Raw genomic sequence first — 26,677 nt, 5'->3', positions numbered from 1 at the left:
GGGCAATCCTGCTTACAGAAAGAGACGACGGTCGCGGTAATGGTAGCGCCCGGCGACTGGCGTGGGCAACCGATAATGCCCTCTGCCTCAGAGAACCAGACCATGACCGAGTCGTCCCAAACAAGTCGCAACCCCTCCTCCGCAGATGTCGTCATCAAGCCCAAGCGCAGCTGGAGCCAGGCCTTCAAGGTCTATGCCCAGCCCACCAGCCTGCGCATGCTGGCTTTGGGTTTTTCGGCAGGCCTGCCGCTGTTGCTGGTGCTGGGTACCTTGAGCTTCTGGCTGCGCGAGGCCGATATCGATCGCACGACGATCGGCTTCCTGAGCTGGGTGGGTCTGGCTTATGCCTTCAAATGGGTGTGGTCTCCGCTGGTGGACCGTTTGCCCTTGCCGGCACTGACGCGGATGCTGGGGCGTCGCCGCAGTTGGCTGTTGTTTTCGCAGCTGCTGATCGTGGCGGGCCTGCTCGGCATGTCCTTCATGGACCCCAAGCAATCCCTGCAGCCGCTGGTGCTGTGCGCGGTGCTGGTGGCTTTCGGCTCGGCTACGCAGGATATCGCGCTGGATGCCTATCGCATCGAGTCTGCCAAGGTCGACGATCAGGCGGCTCTGGCGGCCACCTACCAGACCGGCTATCGCCTGGCCATGATCTGGGCTGGCGCCGGCGTGCTGTGGGTAGCGGCCCAGGTTCAAGGTGATGTGCAGGGCTATATGGTGCAGGCCTGGCATGTGGCCTACACGGCCATGGCGGCGAGCATGCTGGTGGGCATGATCACAGTGCTGCTCTCGCCCGAGCCTGAAGCTCGTCCCATGGCACCGGCACGTAATGCGGCCGAGTGGATCAAGGGTGCGCTGATCGCTCCGTTTGCCGACTTCATAGGCCGCTACCGCTGGCAGGCGTTGCTGCTGCTGGCGCTGATCGGCCTGTATCGCGTGAGCGACGTGGTCATGGGCATCATGGCCAATCCCTTCTATGTGGACATGGGCTATACCAAGGAAGAGGTGGCTGCCGTGACCAAGGTGTTCGGCGTCATCATGACGCTGCTGGGGGGCTTTGTGGGCGGCACCATGGCAGTGCGCTGGGGCGTGATGCGCGTGCTGATGCTGGGCGCCGTGCTGTCGGCCTGCACCAATATTCTGTTTGCCTGGCTGGCTACGCGCGGCCACGATGTCTCGGCGCTGGTCTGGGTGGTCAGCGCCGACAATCTCGCCGGGGGAATCGCCTCGGCGGCCTTCATCGCCTATCTCTCGGGCCTGACCAATGTGCAGTACTCGGCCACGCAATATGCGCTGTTCAGTTCGATGATGCTGCTGGCCCCCAAGTGGCTGGCGGGCTTCTCGGGGGCGTTTGTCGATGCTTATGGTTACGAGGCGTTTTTCCACACCACGGCGCTGATGGGCTTCCCCGTGCTGCTGCTGATTTTCCTGGCATCCAGAGTAAAAATTGGCTCTGACGCTTGATGGGTAAGCACTGACAGCTATTGTTTTTGAGCGACTCGGCGTTTACCCAACTTTACGCACCAGACAAGAGCAGGTCACCTGCGTGCTGCAGCATGACGTCTTGAAGAAATACCGAGGCGCGAGCATGACTACACTGCCCCCTATGAGCACGCACCAACTTCTGATGATTGAGGACGACGTTCGCCTGGCGCAAATGGTGAGCGATTACCTGGGCAATAACGGCCTGGAAGTGACCCATATGGCTGACGGCAAAAGCGGCCTCGAACAGCTGCAGCCCAGCGATGGTGGCTCGGTCGAGCTGCCCGACCTGGTGATCCTTGACCTGATGCTGCCCGACATGGACGGTCTCGAAGTCTGCCGTCGCATACGTTCCATGCCTGGTACTCCGGCACAGGTCCCCGTGCTGATGCTGACCGCCAAGGGCGATCCCATGGACCGCATCATCGGTCTGGAACTGGGCGCCGACGACTATCTGCCCAAGCCTTTCGAGCCGCGGGAGCTGCTGGCCCGCATTCGCGCCATCCTGCGCCGTAAAGGCAGCGAGAGCCAGGCGACCCCCGCCAATGCCGTCATGCGCTTCGGCAGCCTGGAAATCGATCGCGATGCTCGCACCGTGTCGGTGGGCGAGCAGCAGGCCGACCTCACCTCCTACCAGTTCGACCTGCTCGTGGCACTGGCCGAGCGCGCCGGCCGCGTTCTGACGCGCGACCAGATCATGGAAGCCGTGCGCGGCCGCGAGCTGGAGGCCTTCGACCGCTCCATCGACGTGCATATGGGTCGCATCCGCGCCGCTATTGAAGCCGACCCCAAGGCTCCCAAGCGCATTCTCACGGTGCGCGGTGTGGGCTACGTTTTTGCCAAGCAACAAGACTGATGAAGCTGCTGCACGCTTTCTCCCAGCGCCTGTATTTGCGCATCTGGCTGGCGGTGGTAGTCGGCGTGGCCGTGCTCACGCTGTGCGTGGCCTGGGCCTGGAATATTGCCGAAGAGCAGCGCGCTCAGAACAGCACCACGCCTCCCTCGCGCGAGATGGTGCTCAAAGGCCCCGAGGGCGAGGTTCTGGTGGAGGGGCGCGGCAACCGCATCTCCGGCTCGCCCGTGGATGGCGTGCGTTTTGAAATTGCCGCCCGGGACGGGCAGGTCTATGAGCTATGGATGGCGCCACGTGAGTGGCGTGAGGGCCGCCCTCCCCCGCGTGACGGTGCCGTCGCCTTCTGGCTGCGGCCGCCGTTCGGCTTTCTGTGGATGCTGGGCCTGGTCGGCGTGGCAGTGGTTGTGGGCGTGTTCCCCATCATTCGCCGTCTGCTCAAGCGTCTGGAAAACCTGCAGCGCGGCGTCAAGCGCTTTGGCGAGGGTGATCTGTCGGTGCGTGTCCCCGAGCATGGGCATGACGAGGTGGCGGATCTGGCGCACCAGTTCAACGCTGCTGCAGCGCGCATAGAGACCTTGATGACCTCTCACAAATCTCTGTTGGCCAACGCCTCGCATGAACTGCGCTCGCCGTTGACGCGCATTCGCATGGGCCTGGAGTTCATGGGGGACGACCCGGCCAGCGCACGCGCCAAGGCCGAGATCCAGCGCAATATTGGCGAGCTTGACCAACTGGTCGACGAGATCCTGCTGGCCAGCCGCCTGGACTCCAGCGAGGTCGATGTGGGCACGGTGGAGTCGGTCGATCTGATCGGTCTGGCGGCCGAGGAATGCGCGCGCATCGATGCCGATCTGGAGATGCAGACCGATGGTCCGCTTGAGGTGCAGGGGATCGCGAAACTGCTGCGTCGTGCCGTGCGCAATCTGCTGGAGAATGCGCGCCGCTACAGCGAGGGCGAGATCACTCTGTCCCTGTCCAAACAGGATGGCATGGCGTTGATCCGTGTCGAGGATCACGGCCCCGGGGTTCCCAAGGCGCAGCGCGAGCGTATCTTCGAGAAGTTCTATCGCCTGCCCGGGGCCAGCGAGCGCTCCGGCGGCGTGGGCCTGGGCCTGTCGCTGGTGCGTTCGATCGCCGAGCGCCATGGCGGCACCGTGCACTGCGAGGCGCGCCAGGACGGCCGCAGCGGTGCGAGCTTTGTGATCTGCCTGCCGCTGTCCTGAGCCGCTGCCCGGAAAAAAGCCCCGCAGGTTTCTGCCTGCGGGGCTTTTTGTTTCAGCGCGGCTGCTGGGCGGGGCGGCCTATGGAGACATAGCCCAGGCCATGGCTGGCAGGCAGGGCAGGCTCGTAGAGGTTGCGGCCGTCAAAAATCATTCTGTCGTTCAGTGTTGCGGCCAGCAGGTCGAAGTCCGGCGCACGGAAGATCTGCCATTCGGTCACGATGGCCAGACTGTCTGCATCCTGCACGGCAGCCAGGGGGCTATCCACCAGCTCCAGGTCGGCACGCTCGCCGTAGATGCGACGGGCTTCCTTCATGGCAACGGGATCGTAGGCTTTCACCTTGGCACCGGCGGCCCAGAGAGACTCCAGAAGATTGCGGCTGGGCGCTTCGCGCATATCGTCGGTATTGGGCTTGAAAGCCAGGCCCCAGACGGCGATGATCTTGCCCTCAAGCTGGCCGCTGTAGAAGGCGCTGATGCGCTCAAACAGCACATTGCGCTGGGCATGGTTGCGGTCCTCTACGGCATTGAGCAACAGAGGCTCAAACTCGACCTCCCTGGCGGTGTGGATCAGCGCCTTCACGTCCTTGGGAAAGCAACTGCCGCCATAGCCCACGCCCGGGTAGATGAAGTGGTAGCCGATGCGCGGGTCGCTGCCAATGCCGCGGCGCACGGCCTCCACGTTGGCTCCCAGCTTTTCCGCCAGGTTGGCAATCTCGTTCATGAAGCTGATCTTGGTCGCCAGCATGGCATTGGCCGCATATTTGGTCAGCTCGGCGCTTCGGACATCCATCATCACGATCTTGTCGCGATTGCGGTTGAAGGGAGCGTAGAGCTCGCGCAGCTTGGCTTCGGAAGCCGGGTTGCCGGTGCCGATGATGATGCGGTCCGGGCGCTGGCAGTCGCCCACGGCCGCACCCTCCTTGAGGAACTCGGGGTTGGACACCACGTCGAACGCATGCTGCAGATTGCGCTGTGCAAGGCCTTCGGCAATCACGGCCGAGACCTTGTCCGCCGTGCCCACGGGCACGGTCGATTTGTTGATGACGATGCGCGGTCCGTCCATGTGCTGGGCGATGGTGCGGGCCACGGCCAGCACATATTGCAGGTCGGCGCTGCCGTCTTCGTCGGGCGGCGTGCCCACGGCCAGAAAGATCAGCTCGCTGTGCGCCACGCCTTCGGCGGCATTGGTGGTGAACTGCAAACGGCCCAGTTGCTGGTTGTTGATGACGAGTGCATCGAGGCCTGGTTCATGGATGGGAATCTGTCCGGCCTTGAGTGCCGCGACTTTCTTCTCATCCACATCCACGCAAAGCACCTGGTGGCCGACATCGGCCAGCACGGCACCTTGCACAAGACCGACATAGCCGGTACCAAAGACAGTAACTTTCATACGCGATAAAAAGAGCGATACCAATCCACAAAATGCTGCACGCCGGTGGCCACGGGCATGGCCGGCGAGAAGCCGACCCAGGCTTGCAGGGCACGCGTGTCGGCCGAGGTGCTGTGCATGTCGCCGGGCTGTATGGGCAGCATTTGCTTGCGGGCGGTAATTTTCAGGGCGCCCTCCAGTGCTGCGATGTAGTCCATCAGCACGGTGGGCGAGTTGTTGCCGATATTGAAGATGCGATAGGGCGCGGTGCTGGTGCCGGGATTGGGGTTCCGGCTGTCATAGCCGGCGTCGGGCGTGGCGGGCTTGTCCAGCACGCGCATGATGCCTTCGACGATATCGTCGATATAGGTGAAGTCGCGCACCAGCTTGCCTTCGCCATAGACATCGATGCTCTCGCCTGCCAGCATGGCCTTGGTGAACTTGAACAAGGCCATGTCGGGGCGGCCCCAGGGGCCGTACACCGTGAAGAAGCGCAGGCCTGTGGTGGGAATGCCGTAGAGGTGCGCATAGCTATGGGCCATCAGCTCATTGGCCTTCTTGGTGGCCGCATAGTAGCTGATGGGGTGGTCCACCGCATCGCTTTCGGCAAACGGCATCCTGGTGTTGCCGCCATAGACGCTGGAGCTGCTGGCATAGACCAGATGCTCGACCTGGTGCTTGCGGCAGCCTTGCAAGATATTGCCAAAGCCCAGCAGATTCGAATCGGTGTAGTCGTCGGGCTGATCGATGGAGTAGCGCACACCGGCTTGTGCGGCCAGGTGCAGAACTTTGCTCGGGGCTGCCTCGGCAAACAGGTCGGCCATGCCTTGCCGGTCCGCCAGATCGAGTTCCACAAAGCGGAAGTGGGCGTGTGGGCGCAACTCGGCGAGGCGGGCATGCTTGAGCGCCACGTCGTAGTAGTTGTTGAGGTTGTCGATACCAAGCACGGGCACGCCTTGCTCAAGCAGTCGCTTGGCGCAATGCATGCCGATAAAGCCGGCACAGCCGGTGATCAGGACGGGATTCATGGGGCAATCCAGAGATATTGGTATTGCGCAGGTGTTGCGCTGGCAGGCATTTTCTCGAAAGGCATGCTCAGTGTCTGCAGCGCGGTTTTTGCCTGGGTGGTGAAGATGCCGTCCCACCAGCCCGCGACGGGCTTGTCGGCGCGTGTGATCAGCAGCAGGCCGCCTGTGGTATCGGCACCGGCCTGAGATAGACATTGCCTCAGCAGTGCGCCATCAGAGCAGCCCAGGGCGTATGTTTGCGGGAACTGCGAATGCAGCATGGCCGCCAGCATATGGTCCGAGCCGACGATGACTCCCTTGCCGCTGTAGCCGGCCTGGCGCAGTTCCTGGGCCAGCGTCTTGACCGGGTGGTTGAGTTCGTCGGGATCGTTCTTGCGGCCGCCCTGCCAAGGGCGCAGCGTGGCCATGATCAGAAAGATCAGGGCAAAGACGATGACGAAGACGGTGAACAGGCGGCCCACGCCTTGTTCCAGCAGTGCCGGGCGCCAGACATAGAGGGCCAAGGGGGCAACAGCCGTCAGAGGCAGCATCCAGCGCTGCTTGAAGTCCGTGACATCGGCAGCCAGCACCATGGCCAGCAGGCAGACGGCAATGATGAGCAGGTAGTTGCGCAGCAAAGGCCTGGCCCAGACCTGGGCCGGCAAAGACGCATTGATGCCTGGTCTCCAGAGTCTGGAGCGGTAGCTGATCAGAGCGGCAATCAGCCACAGGCCCAAGGTCGAAAGCAGGGCCTTGAGCAGATTGCCCAGACCTTTCAGATGCGAGGCCTCGGTGGAGATGGACATCTTCTGTACGGTCTCGGTGGTTGCCATGCCCCAGTGCGAAGCCAGCCAGAAGCCATGGGGCGCAAACACCAGCAAGCCCACCAGCGGAGCCAGCCACCAGCCCCTGGCGAAGATGGCCGAGCGGACCTGTGCCACCGTCATGGAGGCCAGGAACAAGGCGCCAATGAGCATGGCATAGCTGTATTTGGACAGCATGCCCAGACCGCAGAAGAGGCCGATCAAAACAAAATTGACGGCCTGCGGCTTTTGAACCTGGCGCAGCACGGCCCACCACAAGCCCATGGTCATGGCCGTCACCATCACCGTATGCGTCTGGTCGCGCAGCGAGTCCCAGCCGAAGGGCGGCATCAGCAGCAGACCTGCGGCAACCCACCAGGCACCTTTCTGACCCAGCAACTGCCGGCCAGCCAACCATGCCAGGCAATAGGCCAGGGCAATCAGCAGATGTTTGAGCAATGCCAGTGCCAGCACCGAAGGGCCGAGAAGCTGACAGACCGCCCATTGCATCCAGGTATACAGAGGCGGCTGCGGGCCATAACCCAGCTGCAATTGCTGGGCCCAGAGAATCTGTTCGGACTCATCCCATTTCATGCCTGCTGAAATGCTGATACGGGAAACGATATGGGCAAAAACTAAAAGAGCCAGCCATATCCATGGCTTGGCATAAAGGGTCTGTTGCCAGTCTGGGCGAATAGAAGTCGAGGAGTTTGATGCCATAGGATTTGGCGGGTGCACATGTTTTGATAGTGCGCACTTACGATTGCGCTTGGCTTTGCAGGCCAAACAATGGGCCTGGCGCAAATGGCACCTGGGGTATTCAGTTAGTATAGGTGACTGTTATCCAAAATCATTGAGCATGACGTCCGTGCACGATTCCAATCCCGAAGTTTCCATCGTTGTTCCTGTTTATAACGAGTTCGATAATCTGCCCGACCTGGTGGCCCGCATTGACGAGGCCATGCGCACCCAGCCGCTGAGCTACGAACTGATTGCGGTGGACGATGGCTCGACGGATGGCAGTGCCAGGCGTCTGCGCGAGCTGGCCGAGCAGCACCCCTGGGTGCGTGCCGTCTGTCTGGTGCGCAACTACGGCCAGTCCAGTGCCCTGCAGGCCGGCTTTGACCGGGTGCGCGGCCGGTATGTGGTCACGCTGGATGCCGACCTGCAAAACGAACCCGGCGATATTCCGCTGTTGCTGGAGCGTCTGGAAAACGATCCCGATGTGGACATGATCTCGGGCTGGCGCAAGAACCGCCAGGACAAGGCGCTGTCGCGCCGCCTGCCCTCGGTGCTGGCCAACCGCCTGATTTCCAAATTCACCAATGTGCAGCTGCATGATTACGGCTGTGCATTGAAGGCCTACCGCCGCGAGATCATCGACCGCATTCGCCTCTATGGCGAGATGCACCGCTTCATTCCTTCACTGGCGCGTGATGCCGGCGCGCGTATCACTGAGATTCCGGTGCGTCACCATGCACGCACGCGCGGTGTTTCCAAATACGGTATAGATCGCACTTTCCGGGTGATTCTGGATCTGATCTTCATTGTCTTTTTCATGCGCTTTCGCCAGCGTCCGCTGCATGCCTTCGGCGGCATGGGGCTGTGGATGGCAACGCCTGGCGTGCTGATCCTGCTGTGGCTGCTGGCACAGAAGATCATGGGTGAATCGATTGGCGGCCGGCCCCTCTTGATGGCGGGGGTCATGCTGGTGTTGATGGGCATGCAGTTCATCGCGGCGGGCCTGATCGGCGAGCTGCTGACGCGCATCTATTACGAGTCGGGCAGCGGCCTGCAGTACTACGCCAAGGATTACGGCGCTGTCGAACACAAGCCTGCAGACAAGGCCGCGAAAACCGAGACCGCGGTTCTGTGAGCAAGGCGCGAAAGGCGTTTGTCCGGGCCCTGATGGGCATCGCTTTGCTGGCAGCCGTTGTCTATCTCGCCAACCCTGTGCAACTGTGGGGCCGGCTGCAACAGGCCAGCCCCTGGTGGTTGCTGGGGGGCTTGGGGATTTCCATTGCCTCGAACGCAGTGTCGGCATGGCGCTGGCGCGCCATGGCGCGGTGGCTCGGGGCCGAGATGTCGCTGGCCTCAGGCATGCGCTGGTATTTTCAGGCGATTGGCCTGAATGTGTTGCTGCCTGGCGCTGTTGTGGGCGGTGATGTCTATCGTGCGATTGCGCTGCAGAAGACCGGGCAGACCAAGGCGGCAAGCAATCTGTCGGTGATTCTGGATCGCGTCAGCGGTCTGTGGATGCTGTGCGCGATCGGCGGCCTGGGGGCAGTGGCCTGCGCTTCCACGCTGGCCCCCTGGGTGCACCTGAATACCGCTCTCTTCATCACGCTGCTGCTTGCCGTCACCGTGATCTGGCTGCTGCTGCCCTGGGCCTTGCTGCAGGGTCTGCGCAGCCACTGGTTCAAGTTGCCTGGTGCATGGCTGGAGCCTGTGCGTACGGCGGCCAACCGCCCTGACTTTCTTTCGCAGCTCTGGCTGCAGGCGGCATCCTCGGCACTCGTGCAACTGCTGTCTGCTGCTGCGCTGGCCTGCGGCGCGATCGCTCTGGGCCTGCATTTGCCACTGGTCGTCTGGGCCTTTGTCATCGCCCCCGTGTTCCTGATGGCGGCATTGCCGGTGAGTGTGGGTGGCTGGGGCACCCGTGAAGCCGCTGCAGTGGCAGCCCTGGCTCCCTTCGGAGTACCTGCGGTACTAGCGGTTGGGGTTGGGCTCTTGTATGGTGTCTTTGCCCTGGGCCAGGGGGCTCTGGGAGCTCTGGCCCTGGGTTTGCCGGGCAGGTCTCAGGACTGAGTTTTGGTGACTGCAGACTGGGTTTCCATTCTGCAAATACCGCCCCAGAGCACGGCGAGGCTGAAAATATAGAACATGTTTCCGCTGTTGTGCGCGAAGAACACCTGGGTCCAGCCAAAGCCGAAGTAGGCCAGCGGCAGCAGCGTGGCGGCCGCGCGCAGAGCCAGCAGCTTGGAGCGCTGCGCCGCATCGGCGTGGGCCAGACGGCGCTGCGTGGGCCAGAAAATGGCTGCAGGCACGGCATAGAACGCCAGCAGCAGGATCAGACCCGGCAGCCCGCGCTTGACCCACATGTCCAGGATTTCATTGTGCGCATGCCCATATTCCATGACCGAAGGGTGAGCCAGGCCTTGATCGACCATTTGCTTCTTGGCCGCAGGGTAGCCGGCCAGTCCCCAGCCGCTGAAGGGACGCTGCTCGATCAGATGAATCGCAAGCCGCCATTGCTCCAGGCGCTGGCCGACCGAGGTCACCGCATATTTCTGGGGGTCCTGCAGATACTGTGAGACTTCACGCGCGGCTTCGGCGCTGCGCTGCTCGAGCTTTGGGTAGGCCGGCACTGCCACGATCAGCCCGAGCAGCAGCATGGCTCCCGCCGTCATGCTGGCCAGACGCTTGTAGCCATTGAGCCATGCCATCAGCCAGATGGCCGCAATCAGCAGCGGGATCACGACCCAGGAGCCGCGGGAGTCGGAAAGAAAGGACGCATAAATACCGCATGCAGCCATTAGCCCCAGGGCTGCTGTTTGAGACTTGCTCCAGCGGCCCAGCAAAGCCAGGGACAAGGTGGCAAAACCCATATACATGGCGATGCCACCATACTGGATGGCATTGGTAAAGCCCGAAACACGCGGCATCTTGAGCACGCCGGCCTGATAGGCGGCAATCGCCAGAGCACCCACACTACCCAGAGCCAGGCCCCAGACAATGGCCGTGAGCCGGAGACCGGTTTTGCTCAGATACCAGAGGCAGAGAGCGGCCAGCGCGTATTTCGCACCATAACCCCAGCCCGCCGCCGAGAACCAGTGGTCGAAGGACAGGCTCCAGAGCAGGCCCAGCACCAGCAGCAGGCCCACCAGCACGAAAGTCTCGCGCCTGGCAAGGCCTTGGGGGCGGGCCGCGATACAACCGGCGAGAGTCAAAAGAGCCAGGGCCGTGGATCCGTAAGAGTAGCCAGAGGGGACGCAAAGACTCAGCGCAAAGAATGCAAAGCAGGCGGCATCGAGGGCATGAGCAAGAGCAGCAGTCCGCTTGTCGGTTCGAGGTGTGGCTTGTGTAGGCACATTCATAGTTGTCAATCAGGTTCTCCTGCGTGGCGGTTGGCTTCAACCTACACTGCAGGTCTTGTATTCGGTGCAGAAGTGTATGTCGTCATTACCCATTGTCTTTATCAATTTGTCCAAGGACGCGGAGCGTCGCGAGCGCATGACAGCCCAGTTCGCGCAAATGGGGCTGACGGCGTCGCGCTTGCCTGCCGTGTGGTGGGCGGATCTGTCCGAGGCCGAGCAAAAGGCCTTCTTTTGCGCGCCGCAAAGCCATGGCCGCTATTTCAAGCCCCTGAGCAACGGCGAGAAGGGCTGTTACGCCAGTCATCTGAGGTCATGGCAGCTGCTGCTGGGCAGCGATGCGCCAGCCATGGTGGTCTTCGAAGATGATGTGCGGCTGCTGCCGCAGCTGCCGCAGGCGCTGGCTGCGATAGAGGCACTCCCCGCAGATGGCAGCTGGGACATGATCAAGCTCTACGGGCGCGAGCCGGAAAAGATCGCCAACCAAGGCCCGCTGGTCGCGGGTGCCCTGCAGCTGATCTCCTATCAGCGGGTGCCCAGCTTTGCCGCCGGCTATGTCATCAGCCGCAGCGGCGCGCGCAAGATGCTGGAAACGCGCATGCCGTTCGACAGGCCGGTGGATGTGGATATCCGCTTCTGGTTTGAAAACGATTTGCGCGTTTACGGGGTCTATCCCTCGGTCATCGCCCTGGACGACACCAGCGAGGTCAGCAGCATCTGGGCCCAGCAGGCGGCGCCTGCGAGTCGCCTGCAGAAATTGCGCAAGTTCAAGATGAAGCTGGCATTGAACTGGGGCAATCTGCGAGCCTCAAAACCCCAGGTCGCGGCGGTTCTCAGGCCTTGAGCAGGCCCTGATACTGGCTCCACATCTGCTCGCGCCCGTAGTGGGCGAGTGCATGCGCCCGCGCGGCCGAGCCCAGACGCTGGGCCAGGGCCGTATCCTGCAGCAGTCTTTGCAATGCATCGGCCATGGCGCCGGGATCGGATTGCGGCACACGCAGGCCGTTCACCTCGGGGCTCACGACTTCTCGGGCGCCTATGACATCGGAGACCACACAGGCACAGCCTGCGGCCATGCCTTCCACCAGGGCCAGGGGCATGCCTTCCCAATGCGTGGCCAGAACAAAGATCTGCGTTCTCGACAGCCGCTGGGGCAGATCCGAGACATTGCCGAGGAAGCACACCTGCTGCTCCAGTCCGAGCTCGGCCACCAGTCGCTCGGCCTTGGTCCTGAGCGAGCTCTTGCCCGCGCCGGCCAGATAGAGTGTGGGCCTCAGGCCGCGTTGCCTGAGAGTGGCCATAGCCCTGATCAGCGTGTCGTGATCCTTCTGGCGGGCAAAGCGCGAGGCCATGTAAATCGCGGGTTCGCGCTCCAGCCATAGCGGGGGCATGGCCTCCTGGGGAAAGCGCGTCAGGTCGATGCCGTTGCAGATGGCAATGCATTTTTCGGCCGGGAAACCGCGCTCCACCAGGCTGGTCCTGACGCCTTCGGAGACGCCGATATGGGCCTGGGTGAAGGGCTCCAGTGCCAGGGCCTGGCGCAGACGACGCGGCGTGTAGCGCTCGCGCGAGTTGTGCTCCACATGAAAGATATGCGCCACACCCTCGGCTGCAGCAGCGCGCCTGCCCCAGATATGGTCGCTGAAGCCGTGGGCGAACACCGCATCGGGCCTGAAGCCGCGAATGATCTTGCGCAGCTCCCAGACAGTCAGTGCATGCAGCCAGTTGGAGACCACGATGACCTGCAGGCCTTGCTGGCGCAGGGCCTCGATCTTGCGCTCGTCCGTGCTGGGCTTGTGGCGCAGCACCAGCAGAACCTCATGGCCGGGCGTGCGCAGCGCGGCCAGGCTCAGGTCCACGGCGACCTGGGTGGCACCGGAGAAGCCTCCGGTAACAAAGTGAAGAATGCGCATGGTTCGCTATCGTGGCTCGCAAATGAAAAAAGCATCTGGTCGTCCGCTGGAGCGACCAGATGCCTTGGGGATCGAAGGAATCAATGTCCGCCGGCAAACACCTCACCGGCCTTGAGGCGGTAGGTCGTGCCGCAATAAGGGCATTTGGCGTCGCCGGTCTTGGCCACGTCCAGATAGACCTTGGGGTGGCTGTTCCACAGCTTCATGTCGGCCTTGGGGCTGGGGCAGAACACGCCACCTTGTGCGTTGAGGTCTTTGGCGGCCAGTTCGACGACGGCATTCGTGGTCATTTCTCGTGTCTTTCGTGTTTTCAATAATGAAGCATGGCCGGAAATACTGGCGCAATTGAGGTCAGAAGCACCAAGCAAGGGCCGTCCCTGAGCGACGGTGCTGTCCCCCGAGGGGGAAGCGGCAAAGCCGCCCAGGGGGGTGATTTATACCAAGGTCAGCCAGTGTGCGTACTTGGGATTGCGGCCGTTGACGATGTCAAAGTAGGCCGCCTGGATTTTCTCGGTGATCGGGCCGCGGCGGCCTTCGCCGATCTGCACGCGGTCCACTTCGCGGATGGGCGTGACTTCTGCGGCGGTGCCGGTGAAGAACAGCTCGTCCGAGATATACAGTTCATCACGGGTGATGCGCTTTTGCACCACTTCCAGGCCCAGGTCCTTGCAGATGTGCAGCACGGTGTTGCGCGTGATGCCGTTGAGTGCGCCGGCGGACAGGTCGGGTGTGTAGATCACGCCATCCTTGATCACAAAGATGTTCTCGCCCGATCCTTCGGAGACAAAGCCCGATGCGTCCAGCAAAATGGCCTCGTCGTAGCCGTCGTCCAGAGCCTCGGTATTGGCCAGGATGGAGTTGGTGTAGTTGCTCACCGCCTTCGCCTGGCTCATGGTGATGTTCACATGGTGGCGGGTGAAGCTGGAAATCTTGGTGCGGATGCCGCGCTGCATGCCTTCCTCGCCCAGATAGGCGCCCCAGGCCCAGGCAGCCACCATCAGGTGGATGGTGTTGCCCTTGGGCGAGACGCCCAGCTTGCGGTCGCCGATCCAGGTCAGCGGGCGCAGATAGCAGGATTTGAGACCGTTGGCCTTGACCACCTCGACCTGGGCCTGGTTGACCTGCTCCTGGCTGAACGGGATCTGCATGCGCAGGATCTTGGCGCTGTTGAACAGGCGCTTGGTGTGCTCTTCGAGGCGGAAGATGGCCGTGCCCTGTTCGGTTTCATAGGCGCGCACGCCTTCAAAGGCGCCGCAGCCATAGTGCAGCGTGTGGGTCAGCACGTGGATCTTGGCGTCGCGCCATTCCACCAGCTGGCCATCCATCCAGATCTTTCCGTCGCGGTCGGACATCGAGGGAACAACAGGGCTCATAAAACCATCCTCTATGGGTTGTGTGTTCGGCGGGCGCTGCTGCCGGGTCGGCGGCAGCGCTTGTCTCCTGAAGCTGCCATTTTAGGGGGAGGTCGGCGCCGATGTCCGGTCTGTTGCTTGTGAGTCAGTCGCCGTGTCTTCCTTTTGCTCGGGACGCTGCAGCTCCCACTTCATGAGACGGCCCGCGACAAACTCGCAGGTCACATAGGATTGTGTGCCGTCGGTCCAGCGGTAGATCTCGGGGCTCTGGCCCTCTTCGGACAGGCGCTGGCCCAGAGAGCGGGTCATGGCCACCACATGGACAAGAGGGGCCTTGGGCTTGAGCTTGGCATTGAGCATCACGGCGCTGCCCACATAGCCGATAGGCCGGTCCGACGCCTTCTTCATGATGGACATCAGGCGCGTGAAGTGCAGCAGCACCCACATGATGATGCCGCCTGCCACGGCCGCCACGCCGGGCCAGCCCGCAGAGTTGTAGGCCGCGATCACCAGCACGATCAAGCCCAGGGGAACCAAAATATTGCGCAAATTCATGGGCTTATTGTCTTACGAGGGTATGGGTTTGAGTGTGCGGACAGTGCGTATGCCCGTACAGGCTGATGTGATCAAGGGGTTTTCAAAAACAGTAGCTGCATGCGTATTTCAATAAACGATTTCAGATCATTTACTAGCTGATATCGATGACTGAAAGGCGCAAGCAGCTATCAAAATACATCAACCAATGCCGCGCACGATGTTGATGGCTTCATCCACGCGCTCCACGGCATGAATGGTCAGGCCGGCGATGGGCTTCTTGGGGGCATTGGCCTTGGGGACCACTGCGACGGTGAATCCCAGCTTTGCCGCCTCCTTGAGTCGCTCCTGGCCGCGAGGTGCTGGGCGCACCTCACCGGCCAGACCGACCTCGCCAAACGCAATAAAGCCCTTGGGCAGCGACTTGCCGCGCAGGCTGGAAGTGATTGCCAACATCACCGCCAGGTCAGCCGCAGGCTCATTGATGCGCACACCGCCCACGGCGTTGACGAAGACATCCTGGTCGGCGCAGGCCACGCCCGCATGGCGGTTGAGCACCGCCAGCAGCATGGCCAGCCGGTCGCGGTCCAGGCCGACCGAGAGGCGGCGCGCGGCCGGGCCGCCCTGGTCCACAAGGGCCTGGATTTCCACCAGCATGGGGCGCGTGCCCTCCAGCGTCACCAGCACGCAACTGCCGGGCACGGGCTCGCTGTGCTGACTCAGAAAGATGGCGCTGGGGTTGGTCACGCCCTTGAGGCCTTTTTCCGTCATCGCGAAGACGCCGATCTCGTTGACGGCGCCAAAGCGGTTCTTGATCGCGCGCACCAGGCGGAAGTTGCTGTGCGTGTCGCCTTCGAAGTAGAGCACCGTGTCCACCATGTGCTCGAGCACGCGCGGGCCGGCCAGCGCGCCGTCCTTGGTCACATGGCCCACCAAAATGATGGTGATGCCCGTGGTCTTGGCCGCGCGCGTCAGATGGGCCGCGCATTCGCGTACTTGGGCCACGGATCCTGGAGCCGAGGAGAGCTGGTCCGAATACACCGTCTGGATCGAGTCAATCACCACCACGGCGGGCTGAGTGGCCTCCACGGTGGCCAGGATTTTCTCGAGCTGGATCTCGGCCAGCACATTGACCTGGCTGTTGTCCAGCCCCAGCCGGCGCGAGCGCAGTGCCACCTGGGCGCCGCTTTCCTCGCCCGTCACATAGAGCGTGGGCAGGCCAATACGATGCAAGGCATCCATGGCCTGCAAAAGAAGTGTGGACTTACCTATTCCTGGGTCTCCGCCAATCAACACCACGCCGCCTTCGACCACGCCGCCGCCCAGCACGCGGTCCAGCTCCTCGATGCCGCTGGGCGTGCGCGCCACATCCTGGGCCTCGATGGCCGACAGCGGGGTGACGGGCTGGGCATTGGCCAGACCTGCATAGCCTTGAGGCTGGCTCAGGCGGTTCTTGCCGCCCGAGGCGGAGTCGGCCACGGTCTCGACCAGTGTGTTCCAGGCGCCGCAGCCCGGGCATTTGCCCAGCCAGCGCGGGCTGGTGCCGCCACAGGCGTTGCAGGTGAAAGTGGTTTTCTCTTTGGCCATGGGCGGCAACTATACCGACTGGCATGGGCGGCAATTGCTGCTGCCCATGGGGGAGCCGGCGACAAATCTCAGAGCCAGTAACCATAAAAAGCGCGTGTTTATATAACTGCTCCGCATGACAGGCCGATTTAGGCTACAATTGCGCCTATCGACACAGCGACTGCTGTTGAGAAACAAATTACCGCGCGATGGAGCAGTCTGGTAGCTCGTTGGGCTCATAACCCAAAGGTCGGAGGTTCAAATCCTTCTCGCGCAACCAAACAAAAAGCCTTCTGGAAACAGAAGGCTTTTTTCGTTTGGGCCTCAAAGCCGCTTGCCCTCTCCAAGAGACGGCAAGCTAGGGCCAGACCGATGGCGAAGCCGGTATCCCCCTTCCGGTTGATGCCAGAGAGGGGGAAGCGGCAAAGCCGCTCAGAGGCAGGTCATGGATACAGGCCGCGTGCCTCGCGGGCATGGAGAATGCGCTTGCAGGCCACGATGAAGGTGGCGGTGCGCAGTGTCACCTTGTGCTCCTGGGCCACGGCCCAGACGCCGGCAAAGGCTTCCTGCATGATGCGCACCAGACGGGCGTTGATCTCGTCTTCGGTCCAGAAGAAGCTGGAGAAATCCTGCACCCACTCGAAGTAGCTCACGGTCACGCCGCCGGCATTCGCAATCACGTCGGGCAGAACCAGCACGCCTTTTTCGCTGAGGATGTCGTCGGCCTCGGGAGTGGTGGGGCCGTTGGCACCTTCGATCACGAGCTTGGCCTTGATCTGGCCAGCGTTTTCCTCGGTGATCTGGCCTTCCAGTGCCGCAGGGATCAGGATGTCGCAATCCACGCCCCAGAAGGCGGCTGCATCCATGGCTTCGCCACCGGCAAAGCCACCCACACCGCCGGTGTTGCCCACATGCTCCAGCAATGCCGTCACATCCAGGCCATTGGCGTTCTGAATGGTGCCCGTATGGTCCTGCACGGCCACGACCTTGGCTCCGGCATCGGCAAACAGCTTGCCCGCAGTGCCGCCCACATTGCCGAAGCCCTGCACGGCCACGCGTGCGCCATGCACATTCAGGCCGGTGAGCTTGGCGGCTTCCACGCCCACGGTGAACACGCCGCGGCCCGTGGCCTCGACACGGCCCAGCGATCCGCCCAGGTCCACGGGCTTGCCCGTGACCACGCCGGTGGCCGTGGCGCCCGTGTTCATGGAGTAGGTGTCCATCATCCAGGCCATGACCTGGCCGTTGGTGTTCACGTCAGGTGCCGGAATGTCCTTGGTGGGGCCGATCAGCAGACCGATTTCGCTGGTATAGCGGCGTGTCAGGCGCTCCAGCTCGGCCTTGGACAGCGTTCGCGGGTCGACACGGATGCCGCCCTTGGCGCCGCCGTAGGGCACGTTCACGGCTGCATTCTTGATGCTCATCCAGGCCGACAGCGCCATCACTTCAGACAGCGTCACATCCTGGTGGAAGCGCACACCGCCTTTGCCGGGACCGCGGCTCAGGTTGTGCTGCACGCGGTAGCCCTCGAAGTGTGCGATACGGCCGTCGTCCATCTCGATGGGGACATCGACGACCAGGATGCGCTTGGGGCGCTTGAGTGTTTCCACCCAGCGGGCCAGCGAGCCCAGGTAGGGGGTGACACGGTCGACCTGTTGCAGATAAATGCCCCAGGGACCGAGATGATCGGGGTTGAGGTAGGAAGGCAGAGCATGCGCTGTGGACAGCGCTGAAGAGTCTTTGGCTTGCATGATGTAGGCCTGGTTGACTGAGTGGAGCAAGGTCGTTGTAAGCCCTTGCTGTCCGGGATTCACAGTGTGCGCGCGCCGAATTTTCCTGTCCAAGGCTTCTTGTTTGCGATGCTATGCATTTTGTGCATAACCATCTGAAAGCCGCTCTGGATGTGGGCCAAGCACTGAGCTGCTGACATGGAGACCGGAAATTTGCAATCATTGCCGTCATGTCTGAAAACAATGATTGCAAAAGCGGCTGGTGCGGCCCGGCACCGTTTGCCAATACCCCGCCCATAGGTCTGGCTCCCGAGTTGCAGACGCAGGACGAGGTGCTGCCCGACTGGAAGACGTTGTGGCCCGATTTGCCCGAGGACAGCTATGCCACGACCGATGCGCTGTGGTGGTCGCGCAAACTAGGCACGGCTCAGGCCCAGGGCGCCGACGTGGCGGCGCTGATGCGCGATGCCGCCGATGCCCGTGCCGTGCAAAGCGCGCTGGCGCGCACCTGGAACTGGTGGCCCGCCGATCGCGCGCCGCGCTACTGGAAGTCCGGCGGCCCGGGCCGCAACGCCGCGCTGCTGCATGTGCCGCTGCCCGAGGACGGCATTCGCCAGGGCGTGAATCCGGTGCCCGCGCCCGACACCGTCTTCAATCTGCGCTGTGCCGAGGCTGAGATCGCCCTGCGCATAGGCCTGGATGTGAGCGCCGATCAGGCCGCAGCCCTCGATTACGACAGCGCGCTGGCGCTGGTGGACGCCGCCTGCGTGGCCGTGGAATGGGTGGATGTGCGCTGGCGCGACGGCCTCAAGGCCCCGGCCCTGGCCTTGCTGGCCGACGGCCAATGCCATGGCGGACTGGCGCTGGGCGAGTGGCAGAGTGCTTCCGTCATTGCCGGCCGCGACTGGGCCCGACAGCGGTGCACGGTGACCGTGAATGACGGCCCGCCACAGCGCTTTACCGGAACGCACAGCCTGGGCGATCCGGCCTGGCTGCTGGTGGACTGGCTGCAGCATGTGGCGCGCGAATACGGCAGCGTGCCTGCCGGCACTGTGGTGACGACGGGAACCTGGTGCGGCTGCATGCCGCTTCAAGCCGGCGATCGCTTCGAGATGGAGTTCGACGGCCTGGGCGCACTGGGCTGGCAGTTCTGATCTGTCCCGGTAGTTTTCAAAAAGAGGAGCTGTTAGCGACTTTTGATGAATGATTTCAGATATTTTCCAATCTGAAAATCATTGAGAACAAACGCTGACAGCTCTCTTTTTGAGAGCTATATGCGAGCTCTGATGGCGGCGGGAGCTGTGTGCGTCACCGGACCTTGATGTGATCCAGCGCCGGTGCCCCGGGCGGATATTTGAGCTCCAGATTGCCCAGCACCTCGCGCAACACCGTGGCCACCATCAGATTGCGGTGGGTCTTGGAGTCGGCGGGCACGATGGTCCAGGGTGCCCAGGGCGTGTGCGTGGCGCCCAGCAGCTGGCCGTAGGCCTGCTGGTAGTCGTCCCACTGGGCGCGTACCTTGAGGTCGTTCTCGTCGAACTTCCAGTGCTTGCAGGGGTCGTCCAGCCGCTGCTGCAGCCGCTCGCGCTGTTCGTCCTTGCTGATGTGCAGCATGAACTTGACGATCACCGTGCCGGTCTCGCTGAGCATGCGCTCGAAGTCGTTGATCTGCGCATAGCGCTGGTTCTGCTGCTCGGGCGTGAGCCAGCCGTTGACCACGGGCACCAGCACATCCTCGTACTGGCTGCGGTTGAAGAGCACGATCTCGCCCGCACCCGGCAACTGCTGGTGAATGCGCCACAGATAGTCATGCGCCTTCTCGGTTTCGGTGGGCGCCTTCCAGCCCACGGTGCGCACGCCCAGCGGCGACATGCGACCGAAGACCGCGCGCAGCGTGCCGTCCTTGCCCGCGGCATCCATGCCCTGCAGGATGACCAGCAGCTTGAAACGCCGGTCGGCATAGAAAATATTCTGCAGCCCGTCCAGAGCCTCGGCCAGCTGGTTCACGCTGTCCTTGTCATATTGCTTGCCCTTGTCGGAGGAGAAGGGCTTGGCGGACGGGTCGAACTTCTGCAACTCCACTGCGGGCCGAGGGTGTCCGGTGGTCAAACGACTGTCTCGTGGCTGACCCGGTTGCCAGGGCTGCCATAGCTTGCGCAGTGCCTTGTCCTTGGTCTCGAAAGGATAGACCAAGGACAAGGCGGGCGCTTTTGCCGCAGGCGCAGCGGTCCGGCTCACGGTTTTGGCGGCGGGCTTTTTGCGCGACACAGGCCGGGAGGGCGATGGCTTGGCTGCCTTGGTGGCCTGTACCGATTCGCTGGTCGGAAACGGCAGGCGCTTGCGCGCTGGCTGGCGATCGGGTTCGGCCTGCGCGGCAGACGAGGTAGCGGGGGCGGCTTTGGCGGGCTGACGGGGCATGTATTGAAACTCCTGTGCAGTGCAAATTGATTCGCTATGGAATGACTAGCGGCTGGCGCTTGTACATTCTGCTCCTTAAGCTTTTTTGTCTTCAAGACCAGATGTTGGAGGCCAGCCCATGGAGGCTCAGCGCTCGCGCAGCAGTTGCACAAAGCGCCTGGCCGCCAGACCCTGGGCCCGCTCCTTGGACCAGACCCAGTCCACGAACAAGGTCGTGCCGTTGCTGATGTTGAGCACGGGAATTTCCATCAGCGCACCGCTGCCGATATGCGACTCCACCAGGCCCTTGGGCAGCCAGCCCCAGGCCAGACCTGCACTTATCAGCGAAAGCGCTGCCTGGTGGCTGTCCGTGCGCCAGAGCTGGCGCGCAAACACAAAGCGCGGGTCTGTCTGCTGCGGGTCGCGGCTGGCCACCAGTACCTGACGCGTGGCAGCCAGTTGCTCCACCGTGAGCTGTGGCCGTGTGGTGCGGCCCTGCTCATGCTCGGCCAGCGCCTGCTGCCAGAGCTCGAACTGCGGCGACATCACGGCCACCAGCGTCTCGCGGCCCATTTCCTGGAAACCCTCGCGCCCGTCAATGGCGGGCCGCTCGAACACCAGGGCCAGATGGGCGCGGCCGGCATGCAAAAGCTCCAGCGCATCTGCCTGGGGAGCTGCCAGCACCTCAATGGGCAGCGCAGGAAACTCGCGCACCAGCCGGTTCAGCGGCTCGCTCCAGTGCGTGGCCAGCAGTTCGGGGGCGATGGCCAGCGTCAGCCTTTCCTCCAGCCCGGCATGCAGCGCCTGAGCCTGCCAGTTCAGCAACTGCAACTGCTCGGCCAGCAGGCGCGCCTGCGGCTCGAGTGCGCGGGCGGCGGCGCTGGGCACGGGTTCGCGTCCGCTGCGGTCAAACAGCTGCAGGTCCAGCTCTGCCTCCAACTGGGCAATGGCCATGCTGACGGCCGAGGGCACACGCCCCAGCTTGCGTGCAGCTGCTGAGAAAGAGCCGGCATCGAGCACGGCAAGAAACAGCGGAACCTGGTCGGCGCTAAAGGGCATGGTGTCGATCTGTCAGAAAAATTGAAAGGAACTGACTTTTATCTTCAATTTATAGAACATACACTGCAGCCCATGTCTCAACAAGCCTCAGCGATGGCATCCGCTTCTTCCTCTGCCGTTTCTCTCAAAAATACCGCCGCTTTTGCCACCCCCGCCAAGGCCAAGGGCCTTCAAGGTCCCAAACGTCGCATCCTCTATGTGGGTCTGTACGAAATCATTGCCATCATCGTCTCCAGCCTGATCTTCATGGCCATCGGCCAGAAGGCCAGCGATTCCGGCGTCATGGCCGTGGCTGCCTCGGTGATCGCGATCTGCTGGAATCTGAGCTTCAACCACCTGTTCGAGAAATGGGAATCGCGCCAGAGTGTCAAGGGCCGCTCCCTGATGCGCCGCGTGGTACATGCCATCGGTTTCGAAGGCGGTATCGCCGCCATGCTGATCCCGCTGATGGCCTGGTGGTTCGGCATCTCGCTGTGGGAAGCTGCAGTGATGGAAGCCGGTCTGCTGGTGTTCTTCATGGTCTACACCTTTGCCTTCAACTGGGCCTTTGACCGCATCTTCGGCTTGCCGGCTTCGGCCCAGGCCGTGGCTGCATGACCTGAGTCAGATATGTCTCTGGCGCTTTTCCATGAAGCGTGAATAGCTATGAAAAAAGCGTGTTCCTGTCAAACAGGAACACGCTTTTTTTTGGAGGGGGCTGATGTAGCGGTCAGCGAAGAATGCTGAGCATGGCCTGCAGCACAAAGGCGTTGATGATGTCGATGAAGAAGGCTCCGACCAGGGGCACGATCAGAAAGGCCTTGTGCGAAGGACCGTACTGGTTGGTGATGGCCTGCATATTGGCCACGGCCGTGGGCGTGGCCCCCATGCCGAAGCCGCAGTGGCCGGCGGCCAGCACGGCGGCGTCATAGTTCTTGCCCATGATGCGGAAGGTCACGAAGGCCGCATACAGCGTCATGACGATGGCTTGCGCGGCCAGAATGACCATCAGCGGGCCGGCCAGGTCGGTCAGCTCCCACAGCTTGAGCGACAGCAGCGCGATGGCCAGATACATGGACAACGAGGCATTGCCGAAGACGTCGATGGCGCGGTCAAAGACCTTGAAGCCAAACATATAGTCCAGCACGTTGCGGATGATCACGCCTCCCCCCAGCGCCCAGACAAAGGTAGGCAGCTGGATGACCGTTCCCATGGTCAGGCCAGTCATGAATTCGGCAAAGGCCAGGCAGCCAGCGAAGAGGGCCAGTGTTTCCACTGCAGCATCGGCCGTGATCAGGCGCGGTGCCTTGTTGGGCGACTCGAAGTTGGCGACCTCGCTGCCTTCGCTGACCGTGGGCGCATCGGCGCGCAGCTGCTCGGACTCGGTCAGCGGCTGGGCCAGCTGATGGCGCGTGATCAGTCGCTTGGCCAGCGGGCCGCCCAGCAGGCCGCCGATGATCAGGCCGAAAGTGGCGCAGGCAATGCCCAGGGTGGTGGCTCCCGTGAGACCGTATTGGTTTTCCAGCACCGAGCCCCAGGCTCCGGCCGTACCGTGACCGCCCACCAGCGTGATGGAGCCCGCGACCAGGCCGATCAGCGGGTCCAGTCCCAGCACGGAAACCAGACTCACGCCCACGATGTTCTGCATGATGATGAAGACGGCAATCACGCCCAGGAAGAGGAACAGCGCAGAGCCGCCCTCACGCAGCTTCGCGAAGTTCGCACTCAGGCCGATGGACGAGAAGAACACCAGCATGAACGCCGACTGCAGACTGCCCTCGAAGCTCAGCGCCAGTCCCGTGGTCTGATGCAGCATGAAGATGATGGCCGCCACGACCAGGCCGCCGGAGACAGGCTCGGGAATATTGAAGTCGCGCAGAAAGCGGATATGTCTTGTCATGAGCTTGCCAAGCATGAGCACAAGCACGGCCATGATGAGGGTGTAGTACGCGCCGAAGGTCACGTTCATAGGATCTCCTGGGTGTTCCATGCGAGGGCTGAATGGCCTGCCCGGTCATGGCTGGCAATCGGCTGTGCACGGCTGAGCACATGGACCAGACATTTGCTGTCGATGGTGCCAAAGACTCAAAGATAGGGGCTGTAGGTGCTTGTCCACTCATGGCAGGCGGACCCGTCGGTGCCGGGCTGCCTGAGAGCAGGAAAGCGGTGTGCGCCATTCCTTGCGGATGCGCACCATGTCGGGAATATGCTTGAAATGAGATGGTCGCATTCGTGTTTTGCGAAATTACCTTTTGCCCTGCTCCTGTTTTTGGGGTGTGGAAAGTCGAATCTGCTATAGCCGTTCGCATAGAGCTCTCCTGCATAGCCGCGGGGCAAAGCGCCTTGAAGCCCCGATTGCCCGCCCTCGCCGTAGAATGACGGGCTTCACCCCGAGGAGCGCTGCAGCCGGTCATCCCAGAGATGTTTGACCCGTCAGGCTCGGGGTCGCAGATCCGGTCGACGATCTGCTGGCACTCACAACGGCGCTCACCTGTTTTCGATTCTGTTTCTGGTTTTCACACAGGTGAGCTGATGTCCGCTGCTATCCCTTCCACTGCCATTCCTCCCATGCGCCTGTCGGGCCTGGAGCCCGTCTTCATCGGCGATGAGACGCTGTTCGTCAACGTGGGCGAGCGCACCAACGTCACCGGCTCCAAGGCCTTTGCGCGCCTGATCCTCAACGAGCAGTACGAAGAGGCTCTGGCCGTGGCGCGCCAGCAGGTGGAAAACGGCGCCCAGGTCATCGATGTGAACATGGACGAGGCCATGCTGGACAGCAAGGCCGCCATGGTGCGCTTTCTGAACCTGATTGCCTCCGAGCCCGATATCGCCAAGGTGCCTGTGATGGTGGACAGCTCCAAGTGGGACGTGATCGAGGCCGGCCTGCGCTGCCTGCAGGGCAAGGGCATCGTCAACTCGATCTCCATGAAGGAGGGCGTCGAGGAGTTCAAGAAGCACGCCAAGCTGGTCAAGCGCTATGGCGCTGCCGCCGTGGTGATGGCGTTTGACGAAAAAGGCCAGGCCGACACCTTTGCACGCAAGATCGAGATCTGCGAACGCGCCTACCGCATTCTGGTCGACGAAGTGGGCTTCCCGCCCGAGGACATCATCTTCGACCCCAACATCTTTGCCGTGGCCACCGGCATCGAAGAGCACAACAACTACGGCGTCGATTTCATCGAGGCCGTGCGCTGGATCAAGCAGAACCTGCCCGGTGCCAAGGTTTCGGGCGGCGTCTCCAATGTCTCGTTCTCGTTCCGTGGCAACGACCCCGTGCGCGAGGCCATCCACACGGTGTTCCTCTATCACGCGATTGCGGCGGGCATGGACATGGGCATCGTCAATGCCGGCATGGTCGGTGTGTACGATGACCTGGAGCCCCAGTTGCGCGAACGCGTGGAGGACGTGGTGCTCAACCGCCGCCCCGATGCGGCCGAGCGCCTGCTCGAGATCGCCGACAGCGCCAAGGGCGCGGCCAAGGACGACAGCAAGAAGCTCGAGTGGCGCGGCACGCCCGAGGCGCCGAAGACTGTGGGTGAGCGTCTGTCGCACGCCTTGGTGCACGGCATCACCGACTTCATCACCGAAGACACCGAAGAGGCCTACCAGCAGATCGTGGTGCAGGGCGGCGGCCGCCCGCTGCACGTGATCGAAGGCCCGCTCATGGACGGCATGAATATCGTCGGCGACCTGTTCGGCGCCGGCAAGATGTTCCTGCCCCAGGTGGTCAAGTCCGCGCGCGTGATGAAGCAGGCCGTGGCCCACCTGGTGCCCTATATCGAGGAAGAGAAGCGCCAGCAGGAAGCGGCGGGCATGGACGTGACCAGCAAGGGCAAGATCGTCATCGCCACCGTCAAGGGCGATGTGCACGACATCGGCAAGAACATCGTCACCGTGGTCCTGCAGTGCAACAACTTCGAGGTCATCAACATGGGCGTGATGGTGCCCTGCCACGAGATCCTGGCGCGTGCCAAGGCCGAGGGCGCGGACATCATCGGCCTGTCGGGACTGATCACTCCCAGTCTCGAAGAGATGCAGTATGTGGCCGGCGAGATGGACAAGGACGACTACTTCCGCATCAAGAAGATTCCGCTGCTGATCGGCGGTGCGACCTGCTCGCGCGTGCATACGGCCGTGAAGATTGCCCCCAAGTACGACGGCCCTGTGGTCTATGTGCCCGATGCCTCGCGCTCGGTCAGCGTGGCGCAGAGCCTGCTGGGCGACGGCAAGCAGGCCTATCTGGACGAGCTGAGCGCCGACTACGACAAGGTGCGCACCCAGCATGCCAACAAGAAGAAGACGCCGCTGTGGACGCTGGAGCAGGCCAGAGCCAATGCCGCCGTGGTGGGACATGCGCCTGTGGTGCCGCGCACCCTGGGCCGCCGCGTGTTCAAGAACTTCGACCTGGCCGAAATTGCCCAGTACATCGACTGGGGGCCGTTCTTCCAGACCTGGGATCTGGCCGGTCCCTACCCGGCCATCCTCGACGATGAGGTCGTGGGCGTGGAGGCGCGCAAGGTGCTGGCCGATGCCAAGCTCATGCTGCAGAAGATCATCGACGGCCGCTGGCTGCAGGCCAATGGCGTGATGGGCCTGTTCCCCGCCAATCGCGTGGGCGACGACATCGTGTTCTACACCGACGAATCGCGCAGCCAGGTGCTGACCACCTGGTACGGCATGCGCCAGCAGACCGAAAAGCAGGCCGTGGACGGCCCGGATGGCCGGCCCGTGATGCGCCCCAGCCGCTGCCTGGCCGATTTTGTGGCCGCCAAGGAGTCGGGCATTGCCGACTATGCCGGCCTGTTTGCCGTGACCGCCGGCATCGGCGCCGAGAAGAAGGACAAGGAATTCGAAGCCGCGCTGGACGACTACAGCGGCATCATGTTCAAGGCCCTGGCCGACCGCCTGGCCGAAGCCTTTGCCGAGTGCCTGCACCAGCGCGTGCGCAAGGATCTCTGGGGCTATGCCGAAGACGAGGACCTGAGCAACGAGGAGCTCATCAAGGAAGCCTACAAGGGCATTCGCCCCGCGCCCGGCTACCCTGCCTGCCCCGATCACACGGCCAAGATCGACCTGTTCAAGGCGCTGCAGGCCGATGAGATCGGCATGACGCTGACCGAGAGCCTGGCCATGAACCCGGCATCCAGCGTGAGCGGCTTCTACATAGGCAACCCCGAGGCCAGCTACTTCAACGTGGGCCAGATCGGCGAAGACCAGCTCGCCGACATGGCCCAGCGACGTGGCATGGATGTCGAGGAGCTGCGCCGCTATCTGGCGCCGAATCTGGGCTGAACCAGCTTCGAGATCGCACTTCGCAAA

22 protein-coding genes, 1 tRNA gene and 1 riboswitch are annotated in these 26,677 nt (G+C 62.5%); of the genes, 10 read left to right on the top strand and 13 right to left on the bottom strand.

Annotation, left to right across the window (positions count from 1 at the left end; translation table 11 throughout):
• The first annotated feature begins 102 nt into the window (after window positions 1-102).
• The 3 genes from ACWGXF_RS05410 to ACWGXF_RS05400 all read left to right on the top strand — a co-directional run bounded on the left by ACWGXF_RS05410 (window position 103) and on the right by ACWGXF_RS05400 (window position 3,555).
• On the top strand, window positions 103-1,461 hold the full coding sequence (locus tag ACWGXF_RS05410) for an AmpG family muropeptide MFS transporter (protein ID WP_034351291.1): 1,359 nt from the start codon (window positions 103-105) through the stop codon (window positions 1,459-1,461).
• A gap of 124 nt (window positions 1,462-1,585) precedes the next feature.
• Window positions 1,586-2,335, top strand: coding sequence for a response regulator (locus ACWGXF_RS05405; RefSeq protein ID WP_034363143.1), 750 nt, complete (start codon window positions 1,586-1,588; stop codon window positions 2,333-2,335).
• Entirely contained in the window at window positions 2,335-3,555 is a 1,221-nt protein-coding gene (locus tag ACWGXF_RS05400; protein ID WP_012836609.1) for a HAMP domain-containing sensor histidine kinase, read from the top strand. Before ACWGXF_RS05405 ends, ACWGXF_RS05400 begins: the two co-directional genes overlap by 1 nt.
• A 52-nt stretch (window positions 3,556-3,607) precedes the next feature.
• On the opposite strand, the gene ACWGXF_RS05395 is transcribed toward ACWGXF_RS05400, so the two are convergent.
• The 3 genes from ACWGXF_RS05395 to ACWGXF_RS05385 are packed head-to-tail and all read right to left on the bottom strand — an operon-like array spanning window position 3,608 to window position 7,328.
• Entirely contained in the window at window positions 3,608-4,945 is a 1,338-nt protein-coding gene (locus tag ACWGXF_RS05395) for a UDP-glucose dehydrogenase family protein (RefSeq protein WP_256629443.1), read from the bottom strand.
• Complete coding sequence (locus tag ACWGXF_RS05390; protein ID WP_003069624.1) at window positions 4,942-5,952, bottom strand: NAD-dependent epimerase; 1,011 nt, start codon at window positions 5,950-5,952, stop codon at window positions 4,942-4,944. Before ACWGXF_RS05390 ends, ACWGXF_RS05395 begins: the two co-directional genes overlap by 4 nt.
• Window positions 5,949-7,328 (bottom strand): ArnT family glycosyltransferase, encoded by a 1,380-nt coding sequence (locus tag ACWGXF_RS05385; protein ID WP_052263520.1) that lies wholly within the window; start codon window positions 7,326-7,328, stop codon window positions 5,949-5,951. Before ACWGXF_RS05385 ends, ACWGXF_RS05390 begins: the two co-directional genes overlap by 4 nt.
• 265 nt (window positions 7,329-7,593) lie before the next feature.
• On the opposite strand from ACWGXF_RS05385, the gene ACWGXF_RS05380 reads away from it, so the two are divergent.
• Both ACWGXF_RS05380 and ACWGXF_RS05375 read left to right on the top strand, forming a co-directional pair.
• Window positions 7,594-8,610 carry a glycosyltransferase family 2 protein gene (locus ACWGXF_RS05380; protein ID WP_039049354.1) on the top strand — a complete coding sequence of 339 codons (1,017 nt, stop codon included), beginning with the start codon at window positions 7,594-7,596 and terminating at the stop codon, window positions 8,608-8,610.
• Between the two features lie 32 nt (window positions 8,611-8,642).
• Window positions 8,643-9,542, top strand: a complete 900-nt coding sequence (locus ACWGXF_RS05375) for a lysylphosphatidylglycerol synthase transmembrane domain-containing protein (RefSeq protein WP_171832560.1) — start codon at window positions 8,643-8,645, stop codon at window positions 9,540-9,542.
• Here the strand turns inward: ACWGXF_RS05375 and ACWGXF_RS05370 are convergent.
• Window positions 9,533-10,684 carry an O-antigen ligase family protein gene (locus ACWGXF_RS05370; RefSeq protein WP_452101745.1) on the bottom strand — a complete coding sequence of 384 codons (1,152 nt, stop codon included), beginning with the start codon at window positions 10,682-10,684 and terminating at the stop codon, window positions 9,533-9,535. The two genes, ACWGXF_RS05375 and ACWGXF_RS05370, sit on opposite strands and share 10 nt — an antisense overlap.
• A gap of 223 nt (window positions 10,685-10,907) precedes the next feature.
• Here ACWGXF_RS05370 and ACWGXF_RS05365 point away from each other — a divergent pair, with 223 nt between their 5' ends.
• The gene (locus tag ACWGXF_RS05365) at window positions 10,908-11,672 is read left to right on the top strand and encodes a glycosyltransferase family 25 protein (protein WP_256629447.1); all 765 of its coding nucleotides are present in this window, start codon (window positions 10,908-10,910) and stop codon (window positions 11,670-11,672) included.
• Here the strand turns inward: ACWGXF_RS05365 and ACWGXF_RS05360 are convergent.
• The 5 genes from ACWGXF_RS05360 to radA form a co-directional block, all read right to left on the bottom strand.
• Window positions 11,662-12,741 (bottom strand): glycosyltransferase, encoded by a 1,080-nt coding sequence (locus tag ACWGXF_RS05360; protein WP_256629449.1) that lies wholly within the window; start codon window positions 12,739-12,741, stop codon window positions 11,662-11,664. The two genes, ACWGXF_RS05365 and ACWGXF_RS05360, sit on opposite strands and share 11 nt — an antisense overlap.
• Before the next feature lie 80 nt (window positions 12,742-12,821).
• On the bottom strand, window positions 12,822-13,031 hold the full coding sequence (locus tag ACWGXF_RS05355) for a zinc-finger domain-containing protein (RefSeq protein WP_003059801.1): 210 nt from the start codon (window positions 13,029-13,031) through the stop codon (window positions 12,822-12,824).
• A 144-nt stretch (window positions 13,032-13,175) separates the two neighbouring features.
• Complete coding sequence (locus tag ACWGXF_RS05350) at window positions 13,176-14,114, bottom strand: branched-chain amino acid transaminase (protein WP_256629452.1); 939 nt, start codon at window positions 14,112-14,114, stop codon at window positions 13,176-13,178.
• Between the two features lie 81 nt (window positions 14,115-14,195).
• The gene (locus ACWGXF_RS05345; RefSeq protein ID WP_452101744.1) at window positions 14,196-14,648 is read right to left on the bottom strand and encodes a glycerate kinase; all 453 of its coding nucleotides are present in this window, start codon (window positions 14,646-14,648) and stop codon (window positions 14,196-14,198) included.
• A gap of 180 nt (window positions 14,649-14,828) precedes the next feature.
• Window positions 14,829-16,214 carry a DNA repair protein RadA gene (radA, locus tag ACWGXF_RS05340; protein WP_256629456.1) on the bottom strand — a complete coding sequence of 462 codons (1,386 nt, stop codon included), beginning with the start codon at window positions 16,212-16,214 and terminating at the stop codon, window positions 14,829-14,831.
• A gap of 182 nt (window positions 16,215-16,396) precedes the next feature.
• On the opposite strand from radA, the gene ACWGXF_RS05335 reads away from it, so the two are divergent.
• Window positions 16,397-16,473, top strand: a tRNA-Met gene (locus ACWGXF_RS05335).
• 163 nt (window positions 16,474-16,636) lie between these two features.
• Here the strand turns inward: ACWGXF_RS05335 and ACWGXF_RS05330 are convergent.
• Window positions 16,637-17,944 (bottom strand): Glu/Leu/Phe/Val family dehydrogenase, encoded by a 1,308-nt coding sequence (locus ACWGXF_RS05330; RefSeq protein WP_256629457.1) that lies wholly within the window; start codon window positions 17,942-17,944, stop codon window positions 16,637-16,639.
• Between the two features lie 209 nt (window positions 17,945-18,153).
• Between ACWGXF_RS05330 and ACWGXF_RS05325 the strand changes: the two genes are divergently transcribed.
• On the top strand, window positions 18,154-19,077 hold the full coding sequence (locus ACWGXF_RS05325; RefSeq protein WP_256629459.1) for a fumarylacetoacetate hydrolase family protein: 924 nt from the start codon (window positions 18,154-18,156) through the stop codon (window positions 19,075-19,077).
• Between the two features lie 154 nt (window positions 19,078-19,231).
• Here the strand turns inward: ACWGXF_RS05325 and ACWGXF_RS05320 are convergent, their stop codons facing one another.
• Both ACWGXF_RS05320 and ACWGXF_RS05315 read right to left on the bottom strand, forming a co-directional pair.
• Window positions 19,232-20,341 carry a PPK2 family polyphosphate kinase gene (locus tag ACWGXF_RS05320; protein WP_256629461.1) on the bottom strand — a complete coding sequence of 370 codons (1,110 nt, stop codon included), beginning with the start codon at window positions 20,339-20,341 and terminating at the stop codon, window positions 19,232-19,234.
• 126 nt (window positions 20,342-20,467) lie between these two features.
• Window positions 20,468-21,379 (bottom strand): LysR family transcriptional regulator, encoded by a 912-nt coding sequence (locus ACWGXF_RS05315; RefSeq protein ID WP_034351314.1) that lies wholly within the window; start codon window positions 21,377-21,379, stop codon window positions 20,468-20,470.
• A gap of 93 nt (window positions 21,380-21,472) precedes the next feature.
• Between ACWGXF_RS05315 and ACWGXF_RS05310 the strand changes: the two genes are divergently transcribed.
• Complete coding sequence (locus ACWGXF_RS05310; RefSeq protein WP_003069587.1) at window positions 21,473-21,976, top strand: PACE efflux transporter; 504 nt, start codon at window positions 21,473-21,475, stop codon at window positions 21,974-21,976.
• 112 nt (window positions 21,977-22,088) lie between these two features.
• Here ACWGXF_RS05310 and gltS read toward each other — a convergent pair whose 3' ends face one another.
• Window positions 22,089-23,327: a sodium/glutamate symporter gene (gene gltS, locus ACWGXF_RS05305; protein WP_452101743.1), complete on the bottom strand. Its 1,239-nt coding sequence runs from the start codon at window positions 23,325-23,327 to the stop codon at window positions 22,089-22,091.
• Between the two features lie 417 nt (window positions 23,328-23,744).
• Window positions 23,745-23,854, top strand: a riboswitch (S-adenosyl-L-homocysteine riboswitch).
• 36 nt (window positions 23,855-23,890) lie between these two features.
• Here gltS and metH point away from each other — a divergent pair.
• Window positions 23,891-26,650, top strand: a complete 2,760-nt coding sequence (gene metH / locus ACWGXF_RS05300; protein ID WP_080692899.1) for a methionine synthase — start codon at window positions 23,891-23,893, stop codon at window positions 26,648-26,650.
• Window positions 26,651-26,677 lie beyond the last annotated feature (27 nt).

The organism is Comamonas sp. HJ-2, assembly GCF_053615495.1.
This window is presented reverse-complemented; position numbering and strand designations above follow the sequence as displayed.

What these genes read in the sequence shown, in the direction of transcription:
- ACWGXF_RS05410 (WP_034351291.1), top strand. Translation starts at nt 103, where the DNA reads ATGACCGAGTCGTCCCAAACAAGTCGCAACCCCTCCTCCGCAGATGTC.
- ACWGXF_RS05405 (WP_034363143.1), top strand. Translation starts at nt 1,586, where the DNA reads ATGACTACACTGCCCCCTATGAGCACGCACCAACTTCTGATGATTGAG.
- ACWGXF_RS05400 (WP_012836609.1), top strand. Translation starts at nt 2,335, where the DNA reads ATGAAGCTGCTGCACGCTTTCTCCCAGCGCCTGTATTTGCGCATCTGG.
- ACWGXF_RS05395 (WP_256629443.1), bottom strand. Translation starts at nt 4,945, where the DNA reads ATGAAAGTTACTGTCTTTGGTACCGGCTATGTCGGTCTTGTGCAAGGT.
- ACWGXF_RS05390 (WP_003069624.1), bottom strand. Translation starts at nt 5,952, where the DNA reads ATGAATCCCGTCCTGATCACCGGCTGTGCCGGCTTTATCGGCATGCAT.
- ACWGXF_RS05385 (WP_052263520.1), bottom strand. Translation starts at nt 7,328, where the DNA reads ATGAAATGGGATGAGTCCGAACAGATTCTCTGGGCCCAGCAATTGCAG.
- ACWGXF_RS05380 (WP_039049354.1), top strand. Translation starts at nt 7,594, where the DNA reads ATGACGTCCGTGCACGATTCCAATCCCGAAGTTTCCATCGTTGTTCCT.
- ACWGXF_RS05375 (WP_171832560.1), top strand. Translation starts at nt 8,643, where the DNA reads ATGGGCATCGCTTTGCTGGCAGCCGTTGTCTATCTCGCCAACCCTGTG.
- ACWGXF_RS05365 (WP_256629447.1), top strand. Translation starts at nt 10,908, where the DNA reads ATGTCGTCATTACCCATTGTCTTTATCAATTTGTCCAAGGACGCGGAG.
- ACWGXF_RS05360 (WP_256629449.1), bottom strand. Translation starts at nt 12,741, where the DNA reads ATGCGCATTCTTCACTTTGTTACCGGAGGCTTCTCCGGTGCCACCCAG.
- ACWGXF_RS05355 (WP_003059801.1), bottom strand. Translation starts at nt 13,031, where the DNA reads ATGACCACGAATGCCGTCGTCGAACTGGCCGCCAAAGACCTCAACGCA.
- ACWGXF_RS05350 (WP_256629452.1), bottom strand. Translation starts at nt 14,114, where the DNA reads ATGAGCCCTGTTGTTCCCTCGATGTCCGACCGCGACGGAAAGATCTGG.
- ACWGXF_RS05345 (WP_452101744.1), bottom strand. Translation starts at nt 14,648, where the DNA reads ATGAATTTGCGCAATATTTTGGTTCCCCTGGGCTTGATCGTGCTGGTG.
- radA (WP_256629456.1), bottom strand. Translation starts at nt 16,214, where the DNA reads ATGGCCAAAGAGAAAACCACTTTCACCTGCAACGCCTGTGGCGGCACC.
- ACWGXF_RS05330 (WP_256629457.1), bottom strand. Translation starts at nt 17,944, where the DNA reads ATGCAAGCCAAAGACTCTTCAGCGCTGTCCACAGCGCATGCTCTGCCT.
- ACWGXF_RS05325 (WP_256629459.1), top strand. Translation starts at nt 18,154, where the DNA reads ATGTCTGAAAACAATGATTGCAAAAGCGGCTGGTGCGGCCCGGCACCG.
- ACWGXF_RS05320 (WP_256629461.1), bottom strand. Translation starts at nt 20,341, where the DNA reads ATGCCCCGTCAGCCCGCCAAAGCCGCCCCCGCTACCTCGTCTGCCGCG.
- ACWGXF_RS05315 (WP_034351314.1), bottom strand. Translation starts at nt 21,379, where the DNA reads ATGCCCTTTAGCGCCGACCAGGTTCCGCTGTTTCTTGCCGTGCTCGAT.
- ACWGXF_RS05310 (WP_003069587.1), top strand. Translation starts at nt 21,473, where the DNA reads ATGGCATCCGCTTCTTCCTCTGCCGTTTCTCTCAAAAATACCGCCGCT.
- gltS (WP_452101743.1), bottom strand. Translation starts at nt 23,327, where the DNA reads ATGAACGTGACCTTCGGCGCGTACTACACCCTCATCATGGCCGTGCTT.
- metH (WP_080692899.1), top strand. Translation starts at nt 23,891, where the DNA reads ATGTCCGCTGCTATCCCTTCCACTGCCATTCCTCCCATGCGCCTGTCG.